At 37.7% G+C, this 16,627-nt stretch carries 17 protein-coding genes; all 17 read left to right on the top strand.

Annotated features, from left to right (window positions below):
- Positions 1-41: 41 nt before the first annotated feature.
- The 17 genes from rfbB (at position 42) to galU (ending at position 16,613) form a co-directional block, all read left to right on the top strand.
- Positions 42-1,145, top strand: coding sequence for a dTDP-glucose 4,6-dehydratase (gene rfbB, locus GFB48_RS00250; RefSeq protein ID WP_163929985.1), 1,104 nt, complete (start codon positions 42-44; stop codon positions 1,143-1,145).
- Complete coding sequence (gene rfbA, locus GFB48_RS00245) at positions 1,145-2,026, top strand: glucose-1-phosphate thymidylyltransferase RfbA (protein ID WP_163929983.1); 882 nt, start codon at positions 1,145-1,147, stop codon at positions 2,024-2,026. Before rfbB ends, rfbA begins: the two co-directional genes overlap by 1 nt.
- 8 nt (positions 2,027-2,034) lie before the next feature.
- Complete coding sequence (gene rfbD, locus GFB48_RS00240) at positions 2,035-2,919, top strand: dTDP-4-dehydrorhamnose reductase (RefSeq protein ID WP_163929981.1); 885 nt, start codon at positions 2,035-2,037, stop codon at positions 2,917-2,919.
- A 19-nt stretch (positions 2,920-2,938) separates the two neighbouring features.
- Positions 2,939-3,484 (top strand): dTDP-4-dehydrorhamnose 3,5-epimerase, encoded by a 546-nt coding sequence (gene rfbC / locus GFB48_RS00235; RefSeq protein ID WP_163929979.1) that lies wholly within the window; start codon positions 2,939-2,941, stop codon positions 3,482-3,484.
- On the top strand, positions 3,484-3,888 hold the full coding sequence (locus tag GFB48_RS00230; RefSeq protein ID WP_163929977.1) for an FdtA/QdtA family cupin domain-containing protein: 405 nt from the start codon (positions 3,484-3,486) through the stop codon (positions 3,886-3,888). Before rfbC ends, GFB48_RS00230 begins: the two co-directional genes overlap by 1 nt.
- A complete protein-coding gene (locus GFB48_RS00225) occupies positions 3,878-4,336 on the top strand; it encodes an acyltransferase (RefSeq protein ID WP_163929975.1) in 459 nt (152 codons plus the stop codon). Before GFB48_RS00230 ends, GFB48_RS00225 begins: the two co-directional genes overlap by 11 nt.
- A gap of 12 nt (positions 4,337-4,348) precedes the next feature.
- Positions 4,349-5,455: a DegT/DnrJ/EryC1/StrS aminotransferase family protein gene (locus GFB48_RS00220; protein WP_163929973.1), complete on the top strand. Its 1,107-nt coding sequence runs from the start codon at positions 4,349-4,351 to the stop codon at positions 5,453-5,455.
- A 5-nt stretch (positions 5,456-5,460) separates the two neighbouring features.
- Positions 5,461-6,969 (top strand): O-antigen translocase, encoded by a 1,509-nt coding sequence (locus GFB48_RS00215; RefSeq protein WP_163929971.1) that lies wholly within the window; start codon positions 5,461-5,463, stop codon positions 6,967-6,969.
- A 46-nt stretch (positions 6,970-7,015) separates the two neighbouring features.
- Positions 7,016-7,870 (top strand): glycosyltransferase, encoded by an 855-nt coding sequence (locus GFB48_RS00210; RefSeq protein WP_163929969.1) that lies wholly within the window; start codon positions 7,016-7,018, stop codon positions 7,868-7,870.
- Positions 7,860-8,714, top strand: coding sequence for a hypothetical protein (locus GFB48_RS00205; RefSeq protein ID WP_163929967.1), 855 nt, complete (start codon positions 7,860-7,862; stop codon positions 8,712-8,714). The genes GFB48_RS00210 and GFB48_RS00205 overlap by 11 nt, the downstream gene beginning before the upstream one ends.
- Complete coding sequence (locus tag GFB48_RS00200; RefSeq protein ID WP_163929966.1) at positions 8,707-9,567, top strand: glycosyltransferase family A protein; 861 nt, start codon at positions 8,707-8,709, stop codon at positions 9,565-9,567. Before GFB48_RS00205 ends, GFB48_RS00200 begins: the two co-directional genes overlap by 8 nt.
- Entirely contained in the window at positions 9,564-10,868 is a 1,305-nt protein-coding gene (locus GFB48_RS00195; RefSeq protein WP_163929964.1) for a hypothetical protein, read from the top strand. The genes GFB48_RS00200 and GFB48_RS00195 overlap by 4 nt, the downstream gene beginning before the upstream one ends.
- 12 nt (positions 10,869-10,880) lie before the next feature.
- Positions 10,881-12,764 carry an acyltransferase family protein gene (locus GFB48_RS00190; protein ID WP_163929962.1) on the top strand — a complete coding sequence of 628 codons (1,884 nt, stop codon included), beginning with the start codon at positions 10,881-10,883 and terminating at the stop codon, positions 12,762-12,764.
- Complete coding sequence (locus GFB48_RS00185) at positions 12,761-13,504, top strand: glycosyltransferase family 2 protein (protein ID WP_163929960.1); 744 nt, start codon at positions 12,761-12,763, stop codon at positions 13,502-13,504. The genes GFB48_RS00190 and GFB48_RS00185 overlap by 4 nt, the downstream gene beginning before the upstream one ends.
- Entirely contained in the window at positions 13,501-14,457 is a 957-nt protein-coding gene (locus GFB48_RS00180; RefSeq protein ID WP_205597649.1) for an NAD(P)-dependent oxidoreductase, read from the top strand. The genes GFB48_RS00185 and GFB48_RS00180 overlap by 4 nt, the downstream gene beginning before the upstream one ends.
- A 4-nt stretch (positions 14,458-14,461) precedes the next feature.
- Positions 14,462-15,631: a nucleotide sugar dehydrogenase gene (locus GFB48_RS00175; RefSeq protein ID WP_163929958.1), complete on the top strand. Its 1,170-nt coding sequence runs from the start codon at positions 14,462-14,464 to the stop codon at positions 15,629-15,631.
- An 85-nt stretch (positions 15,632-15,716) separates the two neighbouring features.
- Complete coding sequence (gene galU, locus GFB48_RS00170; RefSeq protein ID WP_163929956.1) at positions 15,717-16,613, top strand: UTP--glucose-1-phosphate uridylyltransferase GalU; 897 nt, start codon at positions 15,717-15,719, stop codon at positions 16,611-16,613.
- The last annotated feature ends 14 nt before the right edge of the window (positions 16,614-16,627 follow it).

Here is a 16,627-nt window from a genome sequence, read left to right as displayed (position 1 = left end):
TTAATCGCTTTGATTATCACTTCAAATAAAAGGATGTAAGTTTGAAAATCCTAGTTACTGGTGGCGCAGGCTTTATTGGTTCTGCCGTCGTTCGTCATATCATTGAAAACACCACTGATTCGGTAGTTAACGTAGATAAACTTACCTACGCAGGTAACTTAGAGTCGTTAGCCAGTATCGAGGGCTCTGAGCGCTACGCATTCGAACAAGTGGATATATGCAATCGTGCTGAACTTGACCGAGTATTTGCCCAGCATAAGCCTGATGCGGTTATGCACCTAGCGGCAGAAAGCCATGTTGACCGTTCCATTACTGGCCCTGCAGCCTTTATCGAAACCAATATTGTGGGTACTTATACGCTATTAGAAGCCACCCGTGCCTATTGGAATGAGTTATCAAGCGATGCTAAGCAAGCTTTTCGTTTCCACCATATTTCAACGGATGAAGTCTACGGCGATTTACCACATCCAGATGAATGGCAGACTTCTAGAGAGCCTTCAGCTCGCGAAGAGTTGCCAATGTTCTTAGAAACGACGTCTTATGCACCATCAAGCCCATATTCGGCATCTAAAGCTTCAAGCGATCATTTAGTTCGTGCTTGGTTACGTACCTATGGCCTACCGACAATGGTGACCAATTGTTCAAACAATTATGGCCCATACCACTTCCCAGAAAAGCTAATACCTTTAGTCATTTTAAATGCTTTAGAAGGTAAAGATTTACCCATCTATGGCAAAGGTGACCAAATACGTGATTGGCTGTTTGTAGAAGATCACGCCCGTGCACTATACAAAGTGGTAACCGAAGGCAAAGTGGGTGAAACCTACAATATTGGTGGCCACAATGAAAAGCAAAACATTGAAGTGGTTAAAACCATTTGTGCAACCCTAGATAAATTAGTGCCTAAAGCCACTAAATATGAACAGCAAATTACCTTTGTAACCGATCGCCCAGGGCACGACCGCCGTTACGCGATTGATTCAAGCAAAATGCAAAAAGAACTGGGCTGGACACCACAAGAAACCTTTGAAACCGGGCTAGAAAAGACGGTTCAATGGTACCTAGATAACAGCCAATGGTGCCAAAATGTTCAAGATGGCAGCTATCAACGTGAGCGTTTAGGTATCGAAGAGGGCGTAAATTAATGAAGGGCATTGTATTAGCTGGCGGCAGCGGCACGCGTTTGTACCCGCTAACCCGTGGCACATCAAAACAGATGTTACCAATCTACGACAAACCCATGATTTACTATCCAATTTCTACGCTTATGTTAGCGGGGATCCGCGATATATTAATCATTACCACACCAGAGGATCAGGCCGGTTTTCAGCGTCTGCTGGGCAATGGTAGTGATTATGGTATTAATCTAGAATACGCCGTGCAGCCAAGCCCAGATGGTCTGGCGCAAGCCTTTATTATTGGTGAAGAGTTCATTGGTGATGATTCGGTGTGTTTAGTGTTGGGTGACAATATTTATTATGGCCAGTCGTTTTCACAGCAGCTGAAAAGGGCGAACGAATTAACGGCCAAAGGGCTGGCAACTGTATTCGGTTATCAAGTACACGATCCAGAGCGTTTCGGTGTGGTGGAGTTTGATGAAAACATGAAAGCCATCTCAATTGAAGAAAAGCCGCAACAGCCAAAATCAAACTATGCCGTCACTGGGCTTTATTTTTATGACAACAAAGTTGTCGAAATGGCCAAACAGGTGAAACCATCACACCGTGGCGAGCTGGAAATTACCACGCTAAACGAAATGTACCTAAATCAAGGTAACCTTAATGTCGAGTTACTTGGCCGAGGCTTTGCTTGGCTAGATACCGGCACCCATGAAAGCTTGCACGAAGCATCTAACTTTGTGCAAACCATTCAAAATGTCCAAGGTTTAAAAGTCGCCTGTTTAGAAGAGATAGCTTGGCGTAATGGTTGGTTAACTCACGAGCAAGTATTAGACATTGCCAAACCCATGATGAAAAACGAATATGGAAAATACCTAGTTCGCTTAGTTGAAGAGTCTAAAAAGTAGCGTTCAATATGAAAATTCTGGTAACCGGTGCCAACGGCCAAGTGGGCTATAGCCTGCTTAAACAGTTAAAGTTAGAAACGAATATTGAATTGCTGAGTGCAGACCGCAACACACTTGATATTACTAATAAACAAGCCGTCGATAAAATCGTTAATGAATTTAAGCCAGATTTTATTATTAATGCCGCAGCTCATACCGGGGTAGACAAAGCAGAATCAGAGCCAGAGCTTGCCCATGCTATTAACGCACTTGGGCCACAATATCTAGCCGAAGCTGCAGAGGCGATAAACGCCACCATGCTGCACATTTCAACTGACTATGTGTTCGATGGTGGCAGTAATAAACCATATATTGAAACCGACACCCCAAACCCACAAGGTGTTTACGGGAAAAGTAAGCTGGCAGGCGAGCAAGCCGTCATTAATGCTTGCAGCAAACACATCATTCTACGCACCGCTTGGGTATTCTGCGAGCACGGTAATAACTTTGTCAAAACCATGCTGAAACTCGGCGCAATAAAAGATGAGCTTGGCATTATTGGCGATCAATTTGGTGGGCCAACGTATGCGGGCGATATTGCTGCTGCACTCATTCGCATTGCGAAGCAAGTTGATTCAAGCGGTATTTGTCCATCTGGTATCTACCATTTTAGTGGCGCCCCGCATGTAAGCTGGTATCAGTTTGCTGTGGCTATTTTTGTTGCAGCAGATAATCATGCAGTACTGGATACCGTGCCTAAGGTCAACGAGATACCAGCAACTGCCTATCCCCTCCCTGCACCAAGGCCGGCAAACTCACGCCTAAATTGCGATAAAATTAACACTGAATTTAATATTGCACCTAGTAACTGGCAGGCAGCACTGCAAAACATAAAGGCGTACGCAGCGAACTAATAAGCGAAAGAACAACATAATGAAAGTAATCGATACAGCCATCCCTGATGTAAAAATCATCGAGCCTACCGTGTTTGGTGATGAGCGCGGTTTCTTTATGGAAACCTGGAACCAAAAACAGTTTGAAGAGCAAGTAACGGGCAAACCAACCCAATTTGTGCAAGATAACCACTCAAAATCCAAAAAAGGCATATTACGCGGCCTGCATTATCAAACAGAAAATACCCAAGGCAAATTAGTCCGTGTGGTATCGGGTGAAGTGTACGATGTTGCCGTTGATATTCGTAAAGATTCACCAACATTTGGGCAGTGGGTTGGGGTGTATCTATCATCTGATAACAAACGCCAATTATGGGTGCCAGAAGGCTTTGCCCATGGGTTTTATGTGACCAGTGATGAAGCGGAATTCGTGTATAAGTGCACCAATTATTATCACCCACAGTCAGAAGTATCGCTTAAGTGGGATGATAAAGAATTAGCTATCGAATGGCCGCTCATTGTAGAACCAAAGTTATCGGCTAAAGATGAAAATGGAATTAAATTTTCACAAATAAAGGCAATCTAATGGACATAAAGATTATTCAATTTCAAAGCCATGGCGATGACAGAGGCTCATTAGTCAGTCTCGAGCAAAATAAAAATATCCCGTTTGATATTAAGCGTGTCTATTACATTTTTGATACAAAAGATGGTGTTCGTAGGGGCTTTCATGCACATAAACAGCTAAAACAGTTGGCCATAGTACTGAAAGGCTCTTGTCGTTTTATGCTCGATGATGGTAATGAAAAAATCGAACTACTGTTGGATAACCCAGCACAAGGTTTATTTATAGAATCGTTTGTGTGGCGTGAAATGTATGACTTCAGTGAAGATTGTGTGTTGATGGTACTTGCTGATAGTGAATATGATGAAAAAGATTATATTCGCGATTATGAAAAATTTATCGAGACAGTAGAAAATGATTCATAGCTTATCTGATGTACAGTCTAAAACCATAGGTTCTGGTACCAACGTATGGCAATTTTGTGTGGTCCTGCCTAGAGCAATAATTGGTGAAGATTGCAATATATGCTCACACTGTTTAATAGAGAATGATGTAGTAATTGGTAACAGGGTTACTATCAAGAGTGGTGTACAGGTTTGGGATGGTATTACTATTGAAGATGATGTATTTATAGGACCCAATGCAACTTTTACTAACGACAAAAAACCACGTTCTAAACAATACCCTGAAGCTTTCTCTAAAACATTATTAAAAAGTGGTGCTTCAATAGGTGGCAATGCCACCATTCTCCCCGGAATCACAATAGGTGAAAATGCTATGGTTGGCGCTGGTGCAGTTGTAACGAAAGACGTACCGGATAATGCGCTAGTAGTAGGCAATCCAGCAAAAATAGTTAAGTATTTAAAAGGTTAATAAAGGTTAATAATGATCCCTTTCTTAGATTTAAAAGCAATTAACAATCAATACCAACAAGAGCTTAAAGATGCCTGCGCACGAGTAATTGACTCGGGTTGGTACATTATGGGCAACGAACTTAAAACATTTGAGCAAGATTTTGCGGCGTATTGTGGTAGTAAACATGCAATCGGTGTTGCCAATGGGTTAGATGCACTTATTCTAACTCTACGGGCATGGAAAGAGATGGGTAAGTTACAAGATGGTGATGAAGTCATCGTGCCTGCTAATACTTATATAGCATCAGTACTTGCGATTTCTGAAAATAATTTAACACCAGTATTAGTCGAGCCTGACCCAAATACTTTCAATCTTACGGCAGAAACCATTAAAAACAGTATTACTGATAAAACCAAAGTGATTTTACCCGTGCATTTATACGGCCAAATCTCACCAATGCAGGAGATTATGGAGCTGGCAGGGCAGTATAATTTATTGGTTTTAGAAGATTGCGCCCAAGCCCATGGTGCATCGATTGATGGTAAAAAAGCTGGTACATGGGGCCACGCTGGCGCATTTAGTTTTTATCCGGGTAAAAACTTAGGTGCATTGGGTGATGCAGGTGCAGTAACAACAGATTGTGCAGAGTTAAAAGAAACTTTGGATGCATTAAGAAATTACGGCTCACATGAAAAATATAAGAATAAGTATAAAGGTGTAAACAGCCGTCTCGATGAAATTCAGGCAGCTATGTTAAGTGTTAAGCTAAAACATTTAGATGAAGAAATTGTTGCACGCCAGAATATAGCACAAGCATATCTTAAAGGAATTAAAAACCCATTAGTAACACTGCCAACAGTTATTAATAATGAAGGTCATGTTTGGCACCTATTTGTTATTAAGACAAATTATCGTGAAGATTTAGTAAAGTACCTATCTGATAATGGTATCCAAACGCTTATTCATTATCCGACACCGCCGCATAAGCAAGATGCCTACGCTGAGTATGTCGAACAACAGTACCCACTAACAGAAACCATTCATGAGCAGGTAATGAGCTTACCAATGGGCCCTGTATTAGATCTTGCGTCAGTTGATAAGATCATCGAAGCAGTTAATGCGTTCGATATTAAGTAGTCACGATGCCTGAAGAAAATAAATCTTATGCACGTATCCTAAAATCATCCTCGATAATTGCTGGGGCACAAGGTATAAACATGCTGATAGGCATGATACGTGTAAAATTTGTTGCCATTTTAATCGGGCCTATTGGTGTAGGGCTTTTAGCTACATACCAATCCCTGACAACAATGTTTGGCACTGTAGCTGGCTTAGGCCTTCAGCAAAGTGCCGTTCGTGATGTCGCACAAGCAGTAGCGAATGACGATGCTATTAAAATTGCACGAACTGTAAAATCCCTGCGTAGGCTATGTTGGTTAACAGGAGGAGTTGGTGCTTTAAGTGTAATATTTCTCTCACCATGGTTAAGCCAAATAACTTTTAATAATTCTGAACAAACAATAAATATTGCCGTTTTAGGAATAACCCTTGTATTTGCTAACCTTAAGGGGGGGCAAGTTGCAATTATTCAAGGAATGAGGCGAATAGGTGACTTGGCTAAACTCAATATTATTGGTGCGGTATCTGGCACAGTAATTAGCGTAATAATGTATTGGCTGTATGGTATAAATGGAATTATACCAGCATTGTTACTATTAAGTTTAATTGAGCTAATTGCGTCGTGGTTGTTTGCGCGTAAGATTGAAATAGAAGCTATAGAGATATCTTGGAAGGAAACGTTTACTGAGGCCAATAGTATGGTTCGTATGGGGCTGGCATTCATGTGGAATGGCCTTTTAGTAGCCATTATTGCTTACCTAACCAGAATCATAATTGCCGAAGAAATTGATATGATTGCAGTGGGTATATATACCGCTGCATTTGCACTTTCAGGTATCATTGTCAACTTTATACTTGGTGCAATGGGGGCGGATTATTACCCAAGTCTTACTGCAATCAATAATGACCATAAAGCAATGTGCAAATTGGTTAATCAACAAACAGAAATTGGTTTTTTACTTGCTTTACCAGGACTTCTCGCAACTATCGCATTTGCACCTTTATTAATTGAAATATTTTATTCAAGTGAATTTGGAGATGCAGCCAATTTACTCCGTTACTTTGCTTTAGGATGTATTGGTAGGGTTCTATCATGGCCTCTAGGTTATATACTGTTAGCGAAAGGTTATTCAAGATTGTTCGCAGGAATAGAAACTATAATTAATCTTATACATATAATTTTAATAGTGCTTTTACTTAAATTTATAGGCCTGAAAGGGGTTTCAATTGCATTTACAATTTTATATTTTATCTACATTATGATCATGCTATGTGTTTCAAGATATATAATTGGACATAGATGGAGTGTAGGTGTTAAAAGAATTATTTGGGTGAATTTTCCTATAGTTTTATTAGCCATGTTTGTTTCTACCCAATTGTCGACAGGATATGCAATATTTTTTGGGGTAGTGACTAGTCTGGTTGTGAGTATTGGATGCTTTCGTGCATTATTGAATAGGTTGCCCGATACGCATAAAGTTTATAAATATATTGAGAAATTTCCAAATCTTAATTGGTTGATGAATAAATAACTATGCATGCCATGAGGGGGAGTTGTGTTCTTAAAGGTGAGTAAGTGTGCCTAATATAATAAATAAAGTTTCTATAATAACTTTGACCTATAATAATCATAATGATTTGATTAAGACAATAGAGAGTGTAGCAAATCAAAAATTACCAAAAGATGTTAGTATTGAATACATAATAGCAGATGATGGTAGTTTAGACTTTGATCTTGAGTATTATGTGGCTAAGTTGAAATCTTTTCCAGAATTGTTGGGTAGTAAAGTATATAAAAATGAAGAAAACCTAGGAACAGTCAAATCCTTTAATAAGGCCATTAAGATTTCATCAGGTGAGTTAATCGTGCCTTTGTCATGCTCTGATGTATTTGCAAGTGATGATGTATTGTTGCAAATTGTCAATTACTTTCAACAGAATGATGAACTCTTGGCTTTGGGTAAGAGTTTGACAGTAAATAATGAAGAAATACTGTCAGAGTATCAAGAGAAGTTGATATTGGGCGATACAGATTCCATATTAAAAGAGATTGTTTTACGAAAGAATTTTCTAAGTGGCGCTTGTACTTATTATACACGAAGGCTTTTAGATGATTATGGGCTTTTTGATGAAGGGTACAGCTTGTTAGAAGACTTTCCCTTTTATGTTAATATACTAAATGATGGCGTAAAGATAGGGTATATTAGTCAACCTTGTATTAAGTATGATGATAATGGAGTATCTAAAAGTGGGTCACTTCATCCTAAACTTGTCTCAGACTTAAAAAGGCTTCGAAGTCATATACTTGAAATGAATATATTGACGAAAGAGGAAAGGGAATATTTTTTATTTTGGAAGCTCTGGTCCGTTAGGGAAAAAATTAGACATCCAATCATAGCAATAAAGCAGTTGGTAAAAAAGTATGTTAAATGAAGAAGTCAAACTATCTATACTTGTTGTCTTATATAACTGTGAAATAAGTGATTCAAGCACTATTTCTAGCTTAATTAACTCTTTCGAAACGTTAGAAAGTTTGAAAGGAATTGTCCAATGCACCATTTGGAATAATGGGCCTGTAAAGATAAGCACAGAAAAACTAAAGATCGAAGGTGTGGACTTTACCTGTGTTCAAACTTTAAATAATAACTCTTTGGCTAAAATATATAATAAATTTATTTTGGATAATGTAAGTCAAAATTACTTGATTTTAGATCATGATACAACTTTCGAAGCCGATTTTTTGTTGAATGCAGTTAATCTAAAGGGTCGTGAAGTGATGACACCTATAGTTAAGTTTAATGATAGAGTTGTGTATCCTCTGTGGAATAAATCTGTTGTAGAAGAAGAGGGAAGTTATTTAAGTAATTTAGGGTTTTTTAAATCTATTGGTAGTGGGTTGTGTTTCTCTAAAGATATAGTTAATGAATATATCAGTAAGTTTGGCGAAGTTTTTGATAGTCGTTTCTATTTGTATGGCGTAGATACAACTTTTTTTATGAGATTAAAAACTATTGATAAGGTGAAAATTGTCGTAAAGGGTGAGATTTGTCACTCTTTGTCTAAATATGAAAATGAAACTACTTCGTTAACAAATTTTAGAATTAAAGAGCGTAGTTACAATTATGGTTTGACTTCTAGATATTATGGCAGTTTGCTTTTTAATTCTGTTAAAATATTTCTTATTCCATTTCAGAAGTTGTTTTTTAAAAGATATAAAGAAGTTAATTTTGTAATGGTTTTGAAGGCTTTTTTAAGGGGGGAACATTATCGTGAGTGATAAAGATGTCTCTATATCAATCATAATTCCAACCTACAAGAACAATGCTAAGTTAAAGAGATTGCTTAACTCTATTGGGAATTGCCAATATGTAGAGGTGATAGTTGTTGATGACAGTATTGATTGTGAAAGCTTTGAATTGAAGAATGAATTTTCTAATGTTAAATTTATCAGAAATAAAAATGAAAGAGGAGCTGGAGGGAGTCGAAATACCGGTCTTACGCATGTTAACACGGATTACTTGATGTTTGCAGATAGTGATGATGTATTATCTGAGGACTGGCACTCAGTAATTGTTAATAGTTTGAAAAAGGAAAGTGCTGAAGTATATTATTTTAAGCCCCAAAGCTTTATGCTTAATGGCAGTATAGGGAATAGGCACTTAAGGTACTCGTCGCTAGTTGATGACTATTACTGTAAGAATGATATTAACTCTATACGCTATAGATATTATGTACCATGGAGTAAGGTTTTTAGAGCAGATTTCATAAAGAATATTAAAGTGAGTTTTGAAGAAATAATGTATTCTAATGACCTTTTGTTTTCACTTAAAACAGGTATGAAAGCGAAGAAAGTGTCAGTAATTAAAGATACCTATTACATGGTAGAGCAAGGGGATACTTCACTCACTAAGACTGTAACACAGGAATCATTGCTTTGTCGTCTAGCTGCACTAGAACGTTACAATGATGTACTAAGGAGTGAGGGATTGTATGAGCAGCAGTTAATGAATCTTCCATATATTATCAAGCTTTTAAAAATAAATCCTTTTCTTTCATTTAAATTAATAATAAAAACATTGAAAAGTAAGGCACCCTTGTTACTTGATTATCGCTTTAGGGGAATATTTTGAATTATACCCTAGTTTTATTTTGTGCTTTATTTACATTTTTTTTATTGAATGCAATTTATGCTTTGATTACTAGGCGTAATTTTTTAGGATATAAGTCAAGTCCTATTTCTTTTCCTTTTTTATTTAGTTCTTTTTTAATGTTGCCTGGGGTGTATCTCATTTCCTTTGCTGATTACCCTTCGTGGCGTATTGATTCTATTGGCCATAACCTTAAGCTCGTTGTAGGTATTTGGTATGTGATTTCATTATTTTTATTCTTCTTTGTAATATCTTTTTTACAACTACTATTGAATAATCGAGAAGTATATAAGTCTTATGAAGTTAAAGTTGATGTTTCTGATAGTATGTTGAGGTTTTTTTACCTTGTATTCACTATATCTGTAATCGGTGTTATTTTAAAGTACTATCTAATGGGGAACGTACCTTTGCTAATGCTGTTAGCTGGTGATTTGAAAGGTGCCGCATTAGCTCGTGCTGAGTATCAATTAAATCCTTCTTCTTATAAACTTCCTTTCTTGTCAGATATTTTTACATTCCTATCCGGATATCAGTTTCTTTATTTGTGGTTGTTACGTATTAGGTCAAATTATAAAATACCAAATGTTCTTTTGGCTTTATCTTTCTTTATAGTTATTCTTAGCTTTACAGCCGATATTCAAAAAGGGCCTATAGTCGTTTTTAGCTTATTTTGTGCTTACTTATCGTATAGCTATACTGGAAGAAAATCGCTATTTATTAAGTTGTCATTGTCTTCATTAATGCTTATCTTTTTAATGTATTACTTGGTTTATGGTAAACTTGACCTAATTGTAATCGCTAATCAGATAATCGATAGGGCCTTCCTAGGTCAGCCACAAGGTCTTTACCATATAATAAACTCTATTACACCTGACTCTAAATATATTTTTTCTGGTATGCCTTTTTCTAGCAGATTTGGATTGGATGTTTTCTACGCAGATCAAGAAATTGTTTCTAAAATTTACCCAAAGTACTTACAGTCTCATATCGTCAATTCAAATAGCTACTTTTTAGCTGAGGCATGGTCGATGTTTGGTGGTTGGGGGTTATTACTTTCACCAATCATTGTAGCCATTGTAGTGTCAATGTATATGTATGTATTGGATAAAGCTGTTAAATTCAATGCTATTGTTTTCTTACCTTATCTTTTTTATATGCTTTATAATCTACCTTTTCATACTTCGTTCTCTTACTTTTTATATAGTAGGCATTTTATTCAATCAGCGATACTGTCTTTTATAACTTTAGTTTTCATTATCAAGCTTTCAAAAATAAAATTTTAGGACTTATTTTCGATGTTCAGGTATGATTTAAATTCGCTTCGCGCAGTTGCTGTTATTTCAGTTGTGCTTTTTCATTTTTTTCCAGATAAAATATCAGGTGGTTTCGCTGGGGTAGATATTTTTTTTGTTATTTCTGGCTATTTAATGACGTCTATTATAAGTAAAAGGCTAGCCATGTCGGAGTTTAGTTTTTTTGGTTTTTACTTATCAAGGGTTAATAGGATTCTGCCTCCTCTTCTTGTACTATGTTTTGTGCTTTTGATATTTGGTTGGTTTTATCTAATACCAGTTGAATATAAGAGTTTAGGTAAGCACCTTTCTAGTAGTTCTATTTTTTTATCTAATTATATTTATCTGATGGAGTCTGGTTATTTCGAGCAGAGTGCATTTCAAAAGTGGCTACTCCATACTTGGTCGTTATCTCTTGAATGGCAGTTTTATCTTATATACCCCATCTTGTTAATTGCGCTTTATAATTTTAATGATGAGAATCGGGTTAAATATTACCTTCTCTTTTTTACGCTATTCCTTTTTGTTGCTAATATCTATGTGTCTTTTCATAGCCCTACTTATAGTTATTTTACTTTTCTTGGTCGTATGTGGGAGATGCTGCTAGGTTCAGTGATATTCTTTTTCCCCATAAGGTTGAAACACTTTAGTCAAAGATTTTATCAGTACTTGGGTTTGTTTATTGTAATTAGCTCATTTTTTATTTTTTCAAAAGAGGATTATTGGCCTAGTTATAATGCAGCATATCCTTTATTAGGCGTTTATATACTGCTTTCATCGAATGCAAATAATACTTTTTTCTCAAAAAGTAAAACTCTTCAGTTCTTTGGTAATATTTCCTATTCACTTTACTTGTGGCACTGGCCAGTTCTTGTTTTTGTTTATTTTTATGATATAGATCTATTGTTTCCTGCGCTATTAGTGTCTTTTATGATATCTATATGTAGTTACTATCTTGTTGAACAGCAGAAAATAATAAAAGGCTATAGCCTATTTTTAGCTTCCTTGGTTTTTACTGGATTTGTTTTTACTATGTCCTCACTAGTTTGGCTAAATTCAGGATTCAACTCAGATGTTAGGCCCGTCAGCGCCTCAGTACAGAGTAAATTTTTAAATGAGCAACAAGCCATTAAAGATGGTCTAGGGCCATTCTATTGGCTTAAGTGTAATAGTTACTCTGCGCTTGAAAATAATGATGAAACTTATGTAGATGAAAGTTGCTTTGGCGATGTTGGTGGAATTTTTCTCTGGGGTGATTCCCATGCCGAAGCTTTATCTTATGGCCTAAGGCTTATGTCCGAGGAACATGGTTTGCAATTTCACCAAAAAACCTCGGCAGGTTGTATTGCTTCATTCGATGAGACTGTTTTACAACGGGGTAATTTTAAAAAGGCTTGCGATGCTTCAAATAAAATTGCAATCAGTAGGATAGAAAAACTCAAGCCTGACTTAGTTATCATAACGCAATCAGCGGACCACGATAAAATTGATTATTCAGTTTTACATAATAAAATAATTGAGCTTGGTGCTAAACGTGTGCTATTTATCGGTCCAGTACCCCACTGGACACCTTCACTACCACGTGTTTTAGTAAAGCCAAAGCATTGGGAATCTTCAGAATCATATTTAACAGATCCAGGTTTACTTAAAAGTATATTTGAACAAGATGCTATTGCTAAAAATAAAGCTGCCTCTTCAGATGTCAATTATATATCCCTTCTAGATAGCCTATGTTATGCGAAAAAGGGCAAAAATTTTTGCCTAGCAAGGTTAGATGGTGGCATTTTGCAGATTGATTATGGCCATTTATCACCACTAGGTTCTGTTTATATAGTGGAAAATATTTTGAAAAAGGAGTTGTTGATTAGTCAACTTATAAATAAATGAGTGAATGTTGTACAGTAATAATGCCATGCTACAATTCTGAATCCTTTATCAGAATTTCAATTCTCTCTGTCATTAATCAGACTTTTGAGAAATGGGAGTTGTTAATCATTGATGACAACTCTACCGATAATACGGTTTCTCTTGTTGAAGAATTAGCTAAAAATGATCCACGTATTAAGCTTTTCAAAAATAGTGAAAATTTAGGTGCAGGTGCATCTCGTAACAAAGCAATCGAACATGCTCAAGGACGCTATATTGCTTTTTTAGATGCAGATGACTTGTGGCACCCGCAAAAGCTCGAAAAGCAAATTGCATTTATGCAAGAAAATGACATCGCGCTTAGCTATACCCAATACCAAAAATTTGATGAATCTGGTGATTTAGGTATCGTTGTACCACCAGATACAGTGACTTATGATGAATTGTTGTATAGCAATGTAATTGGCTGTTTGACAGCTGTGTATGATTCTGAAAAATTGGGTAAGCGCTACATGCCCTTGATTAGAAAGCGCCAAGATATGGGGCTGTGGTTAACTATTTTAAAAGACATACCTAAAGCCTTTTGTCTTCAGGAAAATTTAGCAAAATATCGAATTGATTCTGGAATGACAAAGAACAAACTCACCGTTCTTGGTTACCAATGGCGCTTTTACCGTGAGGTAGTAGGGCTGAACATTTTTAAGAGTGCTTATACCTTTATGGTGTATGCATATAAAGGTTTTATTAAAAGTAGAATATGATGAATATTGTAGTAATTGGCGGGTCTGGTTTTATTGGTACTAGATTGATTGATCGCCTTATCAATAACCAAGATTTAAGTATCCAGATTTTAGATAAAGTTACTTCAGGTAAATACCCGCAGCTTTCAAAAGTTTGTGATATGACATCTGTTGAATCTTTACGTGAAGGTTTGAATGAAAATGTTGATGTCGTCATCAACTTGGCAGCAGAACATAAAGACAATGTATCGCCAGTATCACTTTATTATGATGTGAACGTTGAAGGGCAGAAAAACCTTTGCAAAGTCATGGATGAATACGGTATCAAAAAAATGGTATTTACTTCATCAGTTGCGGTTTACGGCTTTGTAACCGAAGATACAGGTGAAAGCGGTGCGATTAACCCATTTAATGATTATGGCAAATCTAAATATCAAGCTGAACTAGCTACCCATGATTGGTTAGATGATTCAAAGCAGTTTTCAGTGATTCGCCCAACGGTAGTGTTTGGTGAAGGTAACCGTGGCAACGTATACAACCTGTTGCGTCAAATTGCTTCAGGTAAATTCTTAATGATTGGTAAAGGTGAAAACCAAAAGTCGATGGCTTATGTTGAAAACGTTGCAGCTTTCATAGAGCACTTGGTTTTTAATGGCAAAGGCCATCAGGTGTTTAACTATATTGACAAGCCTGACTTTAATATGAACAAGCTTGTCTCTGTTGTTAATAGTGCACTCGGTAAAACAGGTTCAGTACTTCGCTTACCGTACTGGCTTGGTTTATTAGCAGGTTATGGTTTTGATTTGTTAGCTAAGCTAACAGGTAAAGAATTACCGGTAAGTAGCATTCGAGTAAAGAAATTCTGCGCTCGCACTCAATTTAAGTCAAATACAGATTACTTAGGATTTATTGCACCTGTATCTCTAGAACAGGGGTTAAGCAATACAGTGAAAAACGAATTTACAAAGAAGTAATATTATGAAGATTACAATTGCAGGGACTGGCTATGTTGGCTTGTCCAATGCTGTGCTATTGGCACAGCACAACGAAGTGGTCGCACTTGATTTAATTCAACAAAAGGTTGACTTAATTAATGACAAACAGTCACCTATCGTTGATAAAGAAATCAGTGACTTTTTGGCAAACAAAAAACTTAATCTAACGGCCACCATTGATGCTGCAGTGGCGTACCGTGGTGCAGATTATGTCATTATTGCCACGCCGACAGATTACGATCCAGAAACGAATTATTTTAATACTCGCAGCGTTGAAGCGGTTATTGCAAGCGTGTTGGAAATCAACCCGAATGCTACCATGGTGATTAAATCTACCGTACCAGTGGGCTTCACCAAGTCGGTGCGTGAAAAGTTTAACACCCAAAATATTATTTTCAGCCCAGAGTTCCTGCGAGAAGGCACGGCACTTTATGATAATTTGAATCCAAGCCGCATTATTGTGGGTGAACAGTCAGAGCGCGCTCAAGTGTTTGCCGATTTGTTAGTGCAGGGTGCTCAGAAAGAAAATATTGATGTACTGTTCACCGATAGCACCGAAGCCGAAGCCATTAAGTTGTTTTCTAATACCTATTTGGCTATGCGTGTTTCATATTTTAATGAGCTTGACACTTATGCCGAAACCCATGGTTTAGACAGTCGCCAGATTATTGAAGGTGTTGGCCTTGACCCACGTATTGGCAGTCATTACAACAACCCAAGCTTTGGTTATGGTGGTTACTGTTTACCAAAGGATACCAAGCAGTTATTGGCTAATTACCAAGATGTGCCTAATGCCATTATTGGTGCCATTGTTGAGGCAAACCGCACTCGTAAAGACTTTATTGCTGACAGTATTTTAAAGCGCAAGCCTGAAACCGTTGGTATTTATCGCCTCATCATGAAATCAGGCTCTGACAACTTTAGGGCATCAAGCATTCAAGGTATTATGAAGCGTTTGAAAGCCAAAGGCATCAACGTGATTGTGTATGAGCCAGTGCTAACCGAAGCTGAATTTTTCCATTCGGAAGTGGTAACCGATCTTGCTGATTTCAAATCAAGATCTGACGTCATTGTGTCTAACCGCATGGCCGAAGACATTGCCGATGTTGCAGACAAAGTTTACACTCGTGACTTGTTTAATGCGGATAAGTAATCGCTGATCACAACATTTACAACGAAAACTACTCTTTTGATGGGGGCATGCGCCCCCATTATTTTATTATTAAAAGGAACTTTTAATGAAAGCCGTTATTCCAGTTGCAGGTTTAGGCACACGCATGTTGCCTGCCACTAAGGCCATTCCTAAAGAAATGCTACCGTTGGTAGATAAACCATTAATTCAATATGTGGTTAAAGAATGTATCGCCGCTGGCTTTACCGAAATCGTGCTTGTTACTCACGAAAGTAAGGCCGCAATTGAAAACCATTTTGATACCAGTTACGAGCTCGAATCGACGCTTGAAAAACGCGTTAAGCGTCAACTATTGGAAGAAGTGCGCAGCATTTGCCCAGCAGAGGTAACCATTTTGTCGGTGCGCCAGGGCCATGCTAAGGGCTTAGGCCATGCGGTGCTATGCGCCAAACCAGTAGTGGGTGATGCCCCCTTTGCCGTGGTTCTGCCTGATGTCATTTTAGATGAATACACCGCCAACCAATCACTTGAAAACCTTGCAGCAATGAAGCACCGCTTTGAGCTATCTGGTGCCTCGCAAATCATGGTCGAAGCCGTAGCCGCGAAAGACGTATCAAAATACGGCATTGTTGATTGTGGCAAAGTATCGTCATTGAAAGGTGGCCAAGCTGCCAACATGAGCCGCATTGTCGAAAAGCCAAAAGTGGAAGATGCACCATCTAATTTAGCGGTTGTTGGCCGTTATGTGTTAGACAAATCCATTTGGCCATTACTAGAAAAAACCCCATTAGGCGTAGGTGATGAAATTCAACTAACCGATGCCATTGCCATGCTAATGGAACAAAGCGAAGTTGAAGCCTTCTGTATGACAGGTAAAAGCCATGACTGTGGTGACAAGCTGGGTTATATGAAAGCCAATGTGGAATACGCGCTGCGTAACCAAGCATTTGGTGCAGAGTTAAAAGCGCACTTAGCCCAATTACTTGATACAGAAACCGCCTAGCCGCGATTACTGCT

Origin of the sequence: Paraferrimonas sp. SM1919 (assembly GCF_010993985.1) — a bacterium.
GTDB lineage: Bacteria > Pseudomonadota > Gammaproteobacteria > Enterobacterales > Shewanellaceae > SM1919.
Note: the sequence above shows the minus strand (reverse complement) of the source record. Positions and strands in the feature narration are given on the sequence as shown.